The organism is Thalassospira sp. SN3W (genome assembly GCF_038070535.1).
GTDB classification, from domain to species: domain Bacteria; phylum Pseudomonadota; class Alphaproteobacteria; order Rhodospirillales; family Thalassospiraceae; genus Thalassospira; species Thalassospira xiamenensis.
This window is the reverse complement of the sequence record NZ_CP121124.1, coordinates 1,471,998-1,486,073: the sequence shown is the minus strand read 5'-3', so window position 1 is coordinate 1,486,073 and position 14,076 is coordinate 1,471,998. Positions and strand designations below refer to the sequence as shown.

Below are 14,076 nucleotides of genomic sequence, written 5' to 3'. Positions count from 1 at the left end.
ACACGTCGCCTGCCCACCGGGCGCCAGGAACCCTGGATGCGCTGCACGCGTTTTAACGTGACAGACATCCTTTATCGCCACAGATGGTATGGCGTTGCAGGCATCCCGCACCGCAACGCATTCCGGGATCATATCGTGGCGTTTCTCTTGGTTTTCGGCAGGGGCGCACAGGGACGCACCTGCCCTACAAATCTGGTAGGAGCCCGGTGTCCATGACGCGTTCTGCACCAAAGCGTATCCGTAAACTTCTGGTCGCGAACCGCGGTGAAATCGCGATTCGTGTTCTGCGTGCCGCCAACGAGCTTGGCATTCGCACAGTTGCCATCTTTTCCGACGAAGACCGTTTTGCCCTGCACAGGTTCAAGGCCGACGAAAGTTACACCGTTGGCAAGGGCAACAAACCCATTCGCGCCTATCTTGATATCGAGGATATCCTGCGTGTTGCCCGTGAAGCCGGTGTTGATGCCATTCACCCGGGCTATGGGTTTCTGTCTGAGAACCCCGATTTTGCCGACGCCTGTGCCGAGGCCGGAATAACGTTTATCGGTCCTGATTCCGAAGTCATGCGGACATTGGGCAACAAGGTTGCCGCGCGTAATCTGGCAGAAAGTGCCGGTGTGCCCGTAATGCCGGCATCGGGTGCATTGCCTGACGATATGAATGAAGTTACCCGCATCGCCGATCAGGTCGGTTATCCGATCATGCTGAAGGCCAGTTGGGGCGGTGGTGGCCGCGGGATGCGCGTCATCGAGAATTCCAAGGATCTTTCCAAGCAGGTTCTGGCCGCCAAACGCGAAGCCGCCGCTGCATTTGGCAATGACGAGGTTTATTTTGAAAAACTGATCCGTCGCGCCCGCCATGTCGAAGTCCAGCTTCTGGGTGATACGCATGGCACTTTGGTGCATCTGTTTGAACGTGACTGTTCGGTTCAGCGCCGCAACCAGAAGGTCGTTGAACGCGCACCCGCCCCCTACCTTGACGAAGAACAGCGCAAAGAACTTTGCGAAGCAGCCCTTCGTCTGGGGAAGGCCGCGAATTACGTCAATGCGGGGACCGTCGAATTCCTGATGGATGTTGATACATCCAAGTTTTACTTCATCGAGGTCAATCCCCGCATCCAGGTCGAACATACCGTGACGGAATGCGTGACCGGATTTGACCTTGTGAAGGCGCAAATCCTTGTTGCGCAGGGGGGACGCATCGGTTTCCCGTCGGAAACCGGCATTCCGTGGCAGGACAAGATCAAGCTGCGTGATCATGCGCTTCAGTGCCGCATCACGACGGAAAACCCCGAAAACAGCTTTGTGCCCGATTACGGGATCATCAAGGTGTATCGCGGGGCCAACGGTTTTGGCATCCGTCTGGATGGCGGCACGGCCTATTCCGGGGCGGTGATCACCCCGTTTTATGACAGTATGCTGGAAAAGGTCACCGCATGGGGAAGTACCCCGCGCGAAGCGGTCGACCGTATGGACCGTGCCCTTCGCGAGTTTCGTATTCGCGGTGTTGCGACCAACCTGGCCTTCCTTGAAAACCTGATCAATCATCCGAAATTCAGGGCCGGTGAATATACCACGCGGTTCATTGATGAAACGCCTGAACTGTTCAAGTTCGTGCGCCGTCGCGACCGCGCGACCCGTTTGCTGCGTTTCATTGGCGAGGTTACGGTCAACGGTAACCCCGAAGTCGAAGGCCGGGTCGTGCCGACAAACCTGCATGCGCCGGTGATGCCGAAATCGATTGATCTGGGTGAAATCCGCCCGGGCACCAAGCAGAAGCTTGACCAGTTGGGGGCCGAGGGATTTTCACGCTGGATGAAGGATCAGAAACGCGTTCTGATCACCGACACCACGATGCGTGATGCGCATCAGTCGTTGCTGGCGACCCGGATGCGAACCTTCGATATGCTTGAAATCGCGCCTTATTATGCGCATGGGCTGCCGGAGCTGTTTTCGCTGGAATGCTGGGGCGGGGCGACGTTTGACGTCGCGATGCGGTTCCTTAAGGAAGACCCGTGGGATCGTCTGGTCAAGTTGCGTGAACGGGTTCCCAATATCCTCACACAGATGTTGTTGCGGGCGTCGAACGCGGTCGGTTACACCAACTATCCCGACAATGCGGTCGAATATTTCGTCAAGCAGGCGGCAGAACACGGCATGGATGTTTTCCGTGTGTTCGATTCCCTGAACTGGGTCGAAAACATGAAGGTTGCCATGGATGCGGTTCTGAAAACCGACAAGCTGTGCGAAGCAACCATTTGCTATACGGGCGATATCTTTGACGAGAAACGCCCGAAATATAACCTTGATTACTATGTCAAAATGGCCCGGGAGCTTGAGGCATCCGGTGCGCATATCCTTGGACTTAAGGATATGGCGGGGGTTCTGCGTCCGGCAGCGGCAACGACCCTGATCAAGGCGTTGAAGGATACGGTCAATATTCCGATCCATTTCCATACCCACGATACCAGCGGCATTTCGGCGGCCACCGTGATTGCCGCGATTGATGCCGGGGTGGATGCGGTGGATGCAGCCATGGATTCGATGTCTGGCCTGACATCTCAGCCAAACCTTGGTTCGATTGCCAATAACTATATCGGGCAACCACGTGATCCGGGGCTTAATACCGAGGCGCTTAAAGAAGTTTCGACCTATTGGGAACAGGTCCGGCGGTATTATGCCGGATTTGAAAGCGATATCCGCAGCGGTACATCGGATGTTTATGTCCATGAAATGCCCGGCGGCCAATATACCAACCTGCGCCAGCAGGCACGTTCCCTTGGTATCGAGGAACGCTGGCCGGAAGTGTCCAAAGCTTATGCCGCAGTCAACAAGATGTTTGGCGATGTCGTCAAGGTGACGCCAAGTTCGAAAGTTGTCGGTGACATGGCGCTGACGATGGTGACGTCGGGCATTACCGAAAAGGATGTGCTGGACCCGAAAAAGGACATCGCATTCCCCGATAGTGTCATTTCGTTCTTCCGTGGTGAAATCGGTCAACCGGTTGGTGGCTTCCCGCCAGCCCTTCAGCGCAAGGTGCTTAAGGGGGCCGAAGCCCTTTCGGATCGACCGGGCAAATCCATGGCCCCGATTGATTTCGAAGCAACCCGCAAGGAAATCGAAAAGAAAACCCATCGCAGCATCAGTGATGCCGAGGTTGCATCCTATGTGATGTATCCCAAGGTGTTCCTTGAATATGCCGAACATCGTAGTCACAACGCCGATGTCTCGATCCTGCCGACCCCGATCTTCTTCTATGGCATGAGCCAGAATGACGAGATTTCCGTCGATCTGGAAAAGGGCAAGACGCTTGTGATCCGCTATCTCGCGACATCCGAAGGCGGGGACGAGGAAGGCAATCGGACCGTGTTCTTTGAACTGAACGGCCAGCCCCGGACCGTCAAGGTTGCCGACAAGACATTGGCTGCGACTGGCAAGGTCAAACCAAAGGCCGAGGATGGTAACCAGCTTCATATTGCCGCCCCGATGCCGGGCCTTGTCGTCGAGGTCCATGTTGCCGAAGGCCAGAAGGTCAAGGCGGGCGATGTGATGTGTTCGCTTGAGGCGATGAAAATGGAAACCGCGGTTCATGCGGAAAGGGACGGGGTTGTGGCCACCATTCATGCCCCCGCCGGTACACAGGTCGACAGCAAGGATTTGCTGATCGAATTACGGGAGTAAACGTCGCATGCTTAGGATGCCTGAGCCGGATCAATCGACCCTTGCGCGTCGCAAGGACATCATTGCCGCCATGCGGGACATCGTCCCCAATGACGGCGGGGTTATTGTTGATGAAGACCAGCTCAGGCCCTATGAATGCGACGGGTTGATGGCCTATCGCCAGCTTCCGATGATCGTGGTCCTGCCCGAAAATACCGGGCAGGTCGCGGCCATTCTGAAATATTGCCATACCCACAAAATTCGTGTCGTTCCACGCGGGGCGGGCACCGGCCTTTCGGGCGGGGCGTTGCCGATGGCGGATGCGATCACGATCAGCATGATGAAATTCAACCGCGTGCTGGATATCGACTGGGACAATCGGGCGGTCGTCGTGCAGCCCGGTGTGACCAATCTTGGGATCACGCGCGCGGTCGAACATAAGGGGTTTTATTACGCCCCGGACCCGTCTAGCCAGATCGCCTGTTCGATTGGCGGCAATATCGCGGAAAATTCGGGCGGGGTGCATTCCCTGAAATACGGACTAACCACCAACAATGTCCTTGGTGTTGAAATGGTCACGATCGAAGGCGAAATCCTTCGGATCGGGGGTAAGGGACTGGATCAGTCGGGCTATGACCTCTTGGGGGTGATTACCGGGTCCGAAGGTTTGCTGGGCATTGTAACCGAAGTCACGGTGCGCATCCTGCGAAAGCCTGAAACGGCGCGCGCGCTTCTGCTTGGCTTTAATAGCAGCGAAGAAGGTGGCAATTGCGTTGCCCGGATCATTGCCGACGGGATCATTCCGGGCGGTCTTGAAATGATGGACGCCCCGGCCATCAAGGCGACCGAGGATTTCGTCCATGCGGGTTATCCACTTGATGTTGAGGCGTTGTTGCTTGTCGAACTTGACGGGCCAAAGGTCGAGGTCGATTACCTGATTGAACGGGTGGGCGCGATTGCCAGGGAATGCGGTGCGGTTTATTCGCGTATTTCCGAAAGCGAGGATGAAAGACTGCTGTTCTGGTCGGGGCGCAAGAATGCCTTTCCGGCGATTGGCCGTATTTCGCCCGATTATATCTGCATGGATGGCACCATCCCGCGCCGACGTCTGGCCGAAGTCCTGACCGGGATGCAGGTTTTGTCGCAACGCCACGGGTTGTGGGTTGCCAATGTTTTTCATGCAGGCGACGGCAATCTGCATCCGCTGATCATGTTTGATGCCAATCAGCCCGGCGAACTGGAACGGGCCGAGGCATTTGGTGCCGATATCCTGAAACTGTGTGTCGAGGTCGGAGGGGTTTTGTCGGGCGAGCACGGGATTGGCGTCGAAAAACGCGATCTGATGCCTGAAATGTTCACCGAAGATGACATGAAACATCAGGAACGCCTGAAACTGGCGTTTGACGAGGATGAATTGCTGAACCCCGGCAAGGTTTTCCCGACCTTGCATGGTTGTGGCGAGCTTAAAACCCTGCATGCGCGCGAAGTTGCCAACAAGTTCCCGGATATCCCGCGCTTTTAGGCCGGAACGAGAGACGAGAAGAAAAATAATCCTGCCACCGGTTCCCACCAACCGGTTGGCAAGGATCAGGAGAGGAAGAGAGAAGCCGCAATGACGGAAGTCATATCCCCCACCACGCCCGAACAATTGCGTGAGGCCATCAGTTGGGCGCTTGGTTCAAAAAACCCGCTTGAAATCATTGGATCGGGCAGCAAGAAAACATATGGGCATGCGGTAGCAGCCGACCATGTTCTGGACCTGTCGAAATTGACCGGGGTCATGTTTTATGAACCGGAAGAACTGGTGGTTTCTGTGCGGGCGGGCACGTCTCTTGCCGAAATTCACGCATTGCTGCGCGATAAGAACCAGCAATTCCATTTTGAACCCGGAAATTTTCCGGGGTTGCTCGTCGATGGTGTTGCGGATCATGCCGGAACGATTGGCGGACTGATTGCGTCCAATCTTTCGGGACCGCGCCGGATCAAGGTCGGTGCGGCACGCGATCATCTTTTGGGATTTGAAGCCATCAGCGGCCGGGCGGAGGATTTTAAATCCGGTGGACGGGTCATGAAGAACGTAACCGGGTTTGATCTGTCAAAGCTGATGGCGGGATCGTTTGGCACGCTTGGCGTGATGCATACCATCACCATGAAAGTCATGCCGCGCGACGAGAAAACCCGAACTGTTCTGATCGCCTGTGACGATATGCAAATTGCAGGCAGTGCCATGACGCGTGCCCTGGGCAGCGAGAACGAGGTTTCGGCCGCCGCATGGATTGCGCGGGAACAGGTTGTAAAACTTGGTCTGGACATTGTGACCGGCATCGGGACCGGTATTGTTGCGCTGCGCGTTGAAGGCCCTGCACCCTCGGTTGCCTGGCGGTGCGAGGCATTGCGTAAGCTTCTGTCCGATATCGGTGCCAGTGAAGAACTTCATAGCGCCAACAGCAACGCGTTCTGGCAGGCGGTTGCCGATGTTGCCCCGTTTGCAGGGGGGATCGGATTGCTATGGCGTGTTTCCGGGCCACCGGCATCTGGGGGGGCGATTGCTGCGAAACTGGCCGACGAAACCGGCGGGAAGATCATGATGGATTGGGCCGGGGCGCAAACCTGGCTGCAACTGGCCGGGGGTGATGCGATGGCCGATAAAGTGCGCGACATTGCCGTGTCCTACGATGCGCGGGCGGTTCTGGTGCGCGCGCCCGAAGATATTAGAAATCAGGTGCCGGTTTTCCATGCCGAGGACGCGGCTTTGGCCCTGATCAATGCGAGAATCCGCGAGAATTTTGACCCTGAAGGTATCCTTAATCCGGGCCGGATCGGACACATGATTGCCAAGCGGGGGAACGCGTAATGCAAACGAACTTTACCGCCGCCCAGCTTGCCCACCCGGCAATTGCCGAAAGTGAACAGATCCTTCGCAAATGCGTGCATTGCGGGTTCTGTACCGCGACATGCCCGACTTTTGTGACCTTGGGGGATGAACTTGATAGTCCGCGCGGGCGGATTTACCTGATCAAGGACATGCTGGAAAACGATAAACCGGCGACAGAAAAGGTGGTCAAACATCTTGATCGTTGCCTGTCGTGCCTGTCCTGCACAACGACATGCCCATCGGGTGTCGATTACATGCACCTGATCGACAATGCGCGCGCCCATATCGAAGAAACCTATGACCGGCCGTTTGCTGATAAATGGCTGCGCCGGATTTTATCGATTGTCGTGCCAAACCCGATGCTTTTCAGGCTTTCGCTGATCGGGGTGAAACTGGCATCGCCATTCGCACGCTTTTTACCGGGCCGTCTGAAGGGCATGGTCAAAATGGGAGCGCGCCATATGCCGCCGCCAAGCTGGGTCGACAAGCCGCAGGTGATCCCGGCAATTGGTCAACGCAAAGGCCGGGTCGCCATCCTGACCGGCTGTGCGCAACAGGTTCTTGAGACCGAGATAAACGAGGCAACCGTGCGTTTACTGACACGCCTTGGCATCGAAATCGTTGTGGCCAAAGGGGCGGGTTGTTGCGGGTCGCTTGTTCATCATATGGGCAAGGAAGCGCAGTCCCATCAACAGGCCAAAGCCAACATTGATGCCTGGACCCGGGAACTTGCGGGCGTGGGGCTTGATGCGATTGTCATTACGGCATCGGGATGTGGCACAACGGTCAAGGATTACGGGCACATGTTGCGCCATGATCGGAATTACGCGGCGAAAGCGGCCAAAATTTCCGACCTTGCCTGTGATGTGACCGAATATCTGGCAGGGATTGATGTCCCGGCGGATCGTTTCGCCGGGGCGACTCATGGCGGGGCGCGGGTTGCCTATCATTCGGCATGTTCGATGCAGCATGGTCAGAAGATCATTCGTGAACCGCGCGACCTTCTGAAAAAGGCCGGGTACGAGGTGCTTGAAATTGCCGAGGGGCATTTATGCTGCGGGTCGGCGGGGGTTTATAACCTGTTGCAGCCTGAAATCGCGGGCCAACTGCGCGACCGCAAACTTGGCAATATCAGAAACACGGCACCGGATCTGGTTGCGACGGGCAATATCGGCTGCATGGTGCAGCTTGAAACCGGTGCGTTGAAAGTTGTGCATACGGTGCAATTGCTTGACTGGGCAGCAGGGGGACCGACCCCCGAAAAGCTTTTACCGTATTATGCTGAAAAGATCGCCTAGACAACGGTTTGGACGTCTAAATACAAAAGCCCGCCGACGTTGCGTCGTGCGAGCTTTTATGCAATCTGGCAAAGACTGCTTACGAAACCGCTTATTTCGCAAGCAGGCTGTTGGCGATACTTTCGGCGGCAGAGCCTTCGCTGCTGTCTTCGGCAAAAGCAGCGGTTTTTTCGCGAATCCAGTTCTGAACTTCGGCTTCGCTGACATCGACCTTTGTTGCCATCACCGCAATGACGGCTTCCATGGCAAGGACATGAGACGCAATGTTATTGACCGCGACATGCAGGTCATCAATGTGGCGTGATGCGGCTTCGGACATGTCGCCCAGTTCACCGGAAAGCTTCTGGATCAGTTCCTGAATCTCGTCGAGCGAAGTGCTCATGGTCGTCTCCCTTTTGCGCGGTTCTGCGCTACTTTGTTCCCAACGGATTGATATCTTATGAACAAGCTTCGTGTTTTCGGGGGGCTTTGTAAAGGCAGGGAAACCGAAAACAGTTAACGGTCTGCTGCCGTGCCGTCGTCTATCCAGTCCGGGTGATGTTTCGGGGCAATGTTACAGTTTATGTAACGAAGACTGTAAAACCTGCGGCTGGAAACAGGAAAAATGCCGGTTTCAGTTTTGATTCCGGCCCGGATCTATTTTAGAAAACCTTTGATAAATAAAGGTTTTTTCGAGGTTTTTTTCATCTCCGATGCGTTGTCACATAATGTTAACAAAAGTGACGCAATACCGTAAGCACCCAGCGTTAGAGTCCGCCTCGCAGATCGTTGCACCGTTCCGGTTTGGAACAATTACTGGGGAATTTACCATGAAGAAGACTCTTGCTGTTGCGGCGCTGATGAGCGTTGCCTTTGTTGGCGCGGCTCAGGCACGCGACCAGATTCGTATCGTTGGTTCGTCCACCGTTTTCCCGTTCGCAACTGCGGTTGCTGAAGAATTCGGTAAAACCACCTCGTTCAAGACACCGGTTATTGAATCGACCGGTTCCGGCGGTGGTCTGAAGCTGTTCTGCGCCGGTGTTGGCGAACAGCATCCGGACATTACCAATGCTTCGCGTCGCATCAAGAAGTCCGAAGTTGAAACCTGTGCCAAAAACGGCATCAGCGAAATCACCGAAGTCAAAGTCGGTTACGACGGTATCGTTCTGTCGAACTCCAAAGATGCTCCGCGTCTTGACCTGACCAAAGAACAGATCTTCCTGGCGCTGGCCAAAACCGTTCCTTCGAAAGACGGCAAGTCGCTGATCGATAACCCGTACAGCACCTGGGCCGAAATCGACCCGAGCCTGCCGGACGTTAAAATCGAAGTTCTCGGCCCGCCCCCGACCTCCGGTACCCGTGATGCCTTCACCGAGCTGGTACTTGAAGAAGCCTGTGACTCCTTCGAAGCCATTAAGGCAATCAAGGACAACAAAGATCAGCACGGTGCAGTTTGCAAAGGCGTTCGTGAAGACGGTGCCTATGTTGAAGCCGGTGAAAACGACAACCTGATCGTTCAGAAACTCGAAGCAAACCATGATGCGCTTGGCATCTTCGGCTTCTCGTTCCTTGATCAGAACGGCGACAAACTTCAGGGTTCCCTGATTGCCGGTGTTGAGCCGACCTTCGAAGCCATCTCTGCTGGTGATTACCCGGTTTCGCGTTCGCTGTACTTCTATGTCAAGAACGCCCATGTTGGTACCATTCCGGGTATCAAAGAATATCTGACCGAATTCACCTCCGACAAAGCATTTGGTGACGAAGGTTACCTTGCTGACCGTGGTCTCATCCCGATGGATGCGGCCGAGCGTGAAGCAGTCCGTAATGCTGCGCTGAACCTTGCTCCGCTGAGCATGTAACGCGATCTTTCAACCGGTGGCAGCCTTTTCTGCCACCGGTTTCTTTGTTTTCAGGCTTTAATTGATTTATTCTTGGACCTGCCTTAAACGCGCACCAAGTTTTTTGGTCATTCTTTGGCAAATGGATTAATCGCAATGTCCCTGACCTATTTGCTGCTTGCTTTGGCACTCCTGTGTGCCGTGTCATTTTATTTCGGTCGACAGCGCGCGGTTGCCCTGTCGAACGGTCGATACAGCAATCTTCATTCGCTGCCTGCGCATTACGGGATGTATACGGCGTTGTGGTGCGGCCTGCCGGCTTTGGGCCTTTTGCTGGTTTGGATGATGTTTGAAGGGACGATCATTCAGACAATGATCGTTGCCGATCTTCCCGAAGAAGTGACGTCCAATTCCGGGCTGTTATCTTTGGCGCTTAACAGCATCTCGCAAATTGCTGCCGGAGGCGGGGAACATCTTACCGTTTCTCCCGAGATTGTAGAGGCCGGCCATCGGCTTGCCAATCTTAACACCATCGCAAATGCGGCTCTTATTGTCGTGATGGTGTCTGTTGCCCTGGTGGGCTTGGCTCTGTCTTATCGCCGGATTTCTTCGGAAATGCGCGCGCGAAACAATGTCGAACGGCTGTTTCGCTATATCATGATCGTGTGTTCGGCGATTGCCATCCTGTCGACGGTCGGCATTGTTTTCTCGCTTTTGTTTGAAGCGCTGCATTTCTTTGGCAAGGTCAGCCCGCTGGACTTCCTGTTCGGTCTGGAATGGAGCCCGCAGACGGCCATCCGCGCAGATCAGGTGGCGTCCGACGGTGCATTTGGCGCAATCCCACTTTTTGTTGGAACATTGCTGATTACGCTGATTGCAATGTTTGTGGCGGTGCCGGTCGGTTTGTTCTCTGCCATCTATATGGGTGAATATGCATCGCCCAAATTCCGGGCCGTTGCCAAACCTGCGCTTGAAATTCTGGCGGGTGTTCCGACGGTTGTTTACGGCTTCTTTGCGGCCCTGACAGTTGCTCCGTTCTTGCGCGACAATGGTGCTGTGCTTGGACTTGATGTCAGTTCCGAAAGTGCGCTGGCTGCGGGGCTGGTCATGGGGGTCATGATCATTCCGTTCGTGTCATCGCTGTCTGATGATGTCATGTCACAGGTGCCGAAGTCGTTGCGCGACGGATCGTATGGCCTTGGTGCAACAAGGTCTGAAACCATTCGGCATGTGATTTTCCCCGCAGCCCTGCCCGGTATTGTTGGTGCGGTATTGCTGGCGGTGTCGCGTGCGATTGGGGAAACCATGATCGTTGTGATGGCTGCCGGACTCGCCGCCAACATGACGGTAAACCCGTTGCAGGCCGTGACCACTGTTACCGTGCAGATCGTAACACTTCTGGTCGGTGACCAGGAATTCGACAGTGCCAAAACCCTGTCGGCATTTGCACTGGGTCTGCTTCTTTTCCTTATCACCTTGGGTCTGAACGTGTTTGCCCTTAAGGTTGTTCAGAAGTATCGCGAGAAATATGACTGATATGGCATCGCTTATGGAAGACAGAGCCGCCGCAAAAGTGATCTCTGGCAATCTGCACACGCCGGTTGACTGGGACAGCCCGAAATTGGCACGTAACATTAAAAAACGTTACGCAGCGGAACGCAGGTTCAAGATTTACGGCTTAAGCGCAATTGCCATCGCTCTTATGGCGCTGGTTGTGCTTGGCTATTCGATCATTTCGAAAGGTTATAGTGCCTTTTTCCAGACCTATGTTCAGATGGAAATCTTTTTCGACCCGGCCAAGATCGATCCGGACGGAACAGGTGACCCGGCAATTATTGGCCGGGCCAATTTTGATGGTCTGATCAGGGATGCACTGAGCAAACAGTTCCCGGAAGTGAGCGGACGTAGCGAACGGCGTGATCTCTATGACATTGTTTCGGGCGGGGCATCTTATGATCTGCGCGAGAGGGTGCTTGAAAATCCGTCTCTGATCGGACAGACCCGGAAGGTCTGGCTGATTTCCGGTGACGACTTTGATATGCTCAACAAAGGTTACATCAGTGCAAACACAGACGAAGGCGACCGTCGCCTGAATGATCAGGAAATTGGTTGGTACAATTCACTGGTCTCCCAAGGATCGGTTGAAAAGCAGTTCCATACGCGGTTCTTTACCAATGGTGATTCCCGCGAACCGGAATTGGCCGGGATTTGGGGCGCTGCGGTCGGGTCTTTCTATACCCTGGCTGTGACACTGATACTGTCGTTTCCGATTGGTGTTCTGGCGGCGATCTATCTGGAAGAATTTGCACCGCGAAACCGGTTCACGACGATTGTCGAAGTCAACATCAACAACCTTGCGGCTGTGCCGTCGATCGTGTTCGGTCTTCTTGGGCTTGAGGTTTACCTTAATGTCATGCACCTGCCGCGGTCGGCCCCGGTTGTTGGTGGTCTGACGTTGGCCCTCATGACATTGCCGACCATCATCATCGCATCACGTGCGGCGATCAAGGCAGTGCCGCCGTCGATCCGGCAGGCGGCCCTTGGTCTTGGGGCGTCGCCGGTTCAGACGGTGACCCATCATGTGTTACCGCTGGCGATGCCCGGTATTCTGACCGGGACCATCATCGGCATGGCGCAGGCTCTTGGGGAAACCGCGCCGCTTCTGATGATCGGTATGGTGGCGTTTATTGTTGATATCCCGGGCGGTGCACTTGATCCGGCGACAGTTCTGCCGGTGCAGATTTATCTGTGGGCGGATAGTCCGGAACGTGCCTTTGTCGAGAAGACTTCGGCGGCCATCATGGTCTTGCTGGGCTTCCTGATCCTGATGAACGGATTGGCCGTGTATCTGCGCAAGAAATTTGAACGGAAGTGGTAAAATGGCTGTTGTAACTCAAAGCGCAATGACGGCAGAGCCGTCAGTCACTAGCCCGAAAATGACGGCCCGTGACCTCAATCTTTTCTACGGCGACAACCAGGCGCTTTTTGATGTCAATCTTGACATTGTCGAACGCCAGGTCACAGCACTTATCGGCCCGTCGGGCTGCGGCAAATCAACCTTCCTGCGGTGCATGAACCGCATGAATGACACGATTGACGGTGTCACGATCAAGGGCAAGGTAACGCTTGATGACCGTGATATCTATGACAAGGCAATCGACGTTGTTCAGTTGCGCGCGCGCATTGGCATGGTGTTCCAGAAACCGAACCCGTTCCCGAAGTCGATTTATGACAACGTGGCCTATGGCCCGCGTATTCACGGTCTGGTGAATTCGCGCGACGAGCTCGATGAAATCGTCATGACCTCGCTTGAACGGGCGGGTCTACTGAAAGAAGTCAAAGACCGTCTGCCGGAACCGGCAACCGGTCTTTCTGGTGGGCAGCAGCAGCGTCTTTGCATTGCACGTGCGGTTGCCGTCAGCCCCGAAGTCATCCTGATGGATGAACCGTGTTCGGCACTTGACCCGATTGCAACCGCAAAGGTCGAGGAACTGATCGACGAGCTTCGTTCGAACTACACCATTGTGATCGTGACGCACTCCATGCAGCAGGCTGCCCGCGTGTCGCAGCGCACGGCGTTTTTCCATCTCGGCAAGCTGGTCGAAGTGGGCGAAACCGATCAGATTTTCACCAATCCCAAGGACGAACGCACCAAGGGATACATTACGGGTCGCTTCGGTTAAGTCCGGGCAGGAGTATTTTCGATGGTCGATGAGAAACATCATATCGTCAGTTCGTTTGACGAAGAACTGACCCGTCTGAACAACATCATTTCGCAGATGGGCGGGCTTGCCGAAAGTCAGCTGATTTCCGCCATTCGTGCGATCGTTAAACGGGATTCGGAACTGGCCGAGAAGGTCATTCTTTCCGATCACCGTATCGATACGCTGGAACAGGAAGTGCAGGATTTTGCCGTACGTCTTCTGGCCCTGCGTCAGCCGATGGCAGATGACCTGCGGCAGGTGGTGACCGCGCTTAAACTGTCCAACGATCTGGAACGTATCGGTGATCTGGCGAAAAACATCGCCAAGCGTGCGCAGGTTCTTAACCAGGTGCCGCCGATCCGCCCGGTTCAGGTGATCCCGAACATGGCCAAGCTGTGCCAGGAAATCATCAAGGACGTTCTGGATGCCTATATCGAAGGTGATGCGGAAAAGGCCCAGCGTGTCTGGGCGCGCGATCAGGAAGTTGACGATATGTACAATTCCCTGTTCCGTGAACTGCTGACCTATATGATGGAAGATCCGCGTAACATCACGGCATCGACCCATCTGCTGTTTATCGCCAAGAATATCGAACGTATTGGCGATCATGCGACCAACATTGCCGAAACGATCTATTACCGGATCAAGGGCGAAGACCTGCCGATGGATACTCGGCCAAAAAATGACGCGGCGAACTTTGCCGTCGTAGAACCGAATGAGTGA

At 54.9% G+C, this 14,076-nt stretch carries 10 protein-coding genes; 9 read left to right on the top strand and 1 reads right to left on the bottom strand.

Annotated elements, in window-relative coordinates; genetic code table 11:
• The first annotated feature begins 212 nt into the window (after window positions 1–212).
• From P8T57_RS06660 to glcF, 4 genes are all read left to right on the top strand, one after another.
• A complete protein-coding gene (locus P8T57_RS06660; protein WP_063094352.1) occupies window positions 213–3,680 on the top strand; it encodes a pyruvate carboxylase in 3,468 nt (1,155 codons plus the stop codon).
• Between the two features lie 16 nt (window positions 3,681–3,696).
• Window positions 3,697–5,181: an FAD-linked oxidase C-terminal domain-containing protein gene (locus tag P8T57_RS06655; protein ID WP_341365366.1), complete on the top strand. Its 1,485-nt coding sequence runs from the start codon at window positions 3,697–3,699 to the stop codon at window positions 5,179–5,181.
• Between the two features lie 90 nt (window positions 5,182–5,271).
• Window positions 5,272–6,513: an FAD-binding protein gene (locus P8T57_RS06650; RefSeq protein WP_341364958.1), complete on the top strand. Its 1,242-nt coding sequence runs from the start codon at window positions 5,272–5,274 to the stop codon at window positions 6,511–6,513.
• A complete protein-coding gene (gene glcF, locus P8T57_RS06645; RefSeq protein WP_341364957.1) occupies window positions 6,513–7,832 on the top strand; it encodes a glycolate oxidase subunit GlcF in 1,320 nt (439 codons plus the stop codon). Before P8T57_RS06650 ends, glcF begins: the two co-directional genes overlap by 1 nt.
• A 91-nt stretch (window positions 7,833–7,923) precedes the next feature.
• Here the strand turns inward: glcF and P8T57_RS06640 are convergent, their stop codons facing one another.
• Window positions 7,924–8,214 carry a hypothetical protein gene (locus P8T57_RS06640; protein WP_341364956.1) on the bottom strand — a complete coding sequence of 97 codons (291 nt, stop codon included), beginning with the start codon at window positions 8,212–8,214 and terminating at the stop codon, window positions 7,924–7,926.
• A gap of 427 nt (window positions 8,215–8,641) precedes the next feature.
• On the opposite strand from P8T57_RS06640, the gene P8T57_RS06635 reads away from it, so the two are divergent.
• The 5 genes from P8T57_RS06635 (at window position 8,642) to phoU (ending at window position 14,076) form a co-directional block, all read left to right on the top strand.
• A complete protein-coding gene (locus P8T57_RS06635) occupies window positions 8,642–9,670 on the top strand; it encodes a PstS family phosphate ABC transporter substrate-binding protein (protein WP_063094360.1) in 1,029 nt (342 codons plus the stop codon).
• Window positions 9,671–9,805: 135 nt separating this feature from the next.
• Window positions 9,806–11,185 carry a phosphate ABC transporter permease subunit PstC gene (gene pstC, locus P8T57_RS06630; RefSeq protein WP_341364955.1) on the top strand — a complete coding sequence of 460 codons (1,380 nt, stop codon included), beginning with the start codon at window positions 9,806–9,808 and terminating at the stop codon, window positions 11,183–11,185.
• Window positions 11,178–12,527, top strand: a complete 1,350-nt coding sequence (gene pstA / locus P8T57_RS06625) for a phosphate ABC transporter permease PstA (RefSeq protein WP_341364954.1) — start codon at window positions 11,178–11,180, stop codon at window positions 12,525–12,527. Before pstC ends, pstA begins: the two co-directional genes overlap by 8 nt.
• 1 nt (window position 12,528) lies before the next feature.
• Entirely contained in the window at window positions 12,529–13,332 is an 804-nt protein-coding gene (gene pstB / locus P8T57_RS06620) for a phosphate ABC transporter ATP-binding protein PstB (protein ID WP_037987065.1), read from the top strand.
• Between the two features lie 21 nt (window positions 13,333–13,353).
• Complete coding sequence (phoU, locus tag P8T57_RS06615; protein WP_007091985.1) at window positions 13,354–14,076, top strand: phosphate signaling complex protein PhoU; 723 nt, start codon at window positions 13,354–13,356, stop codon at window positions 14,074–14,076.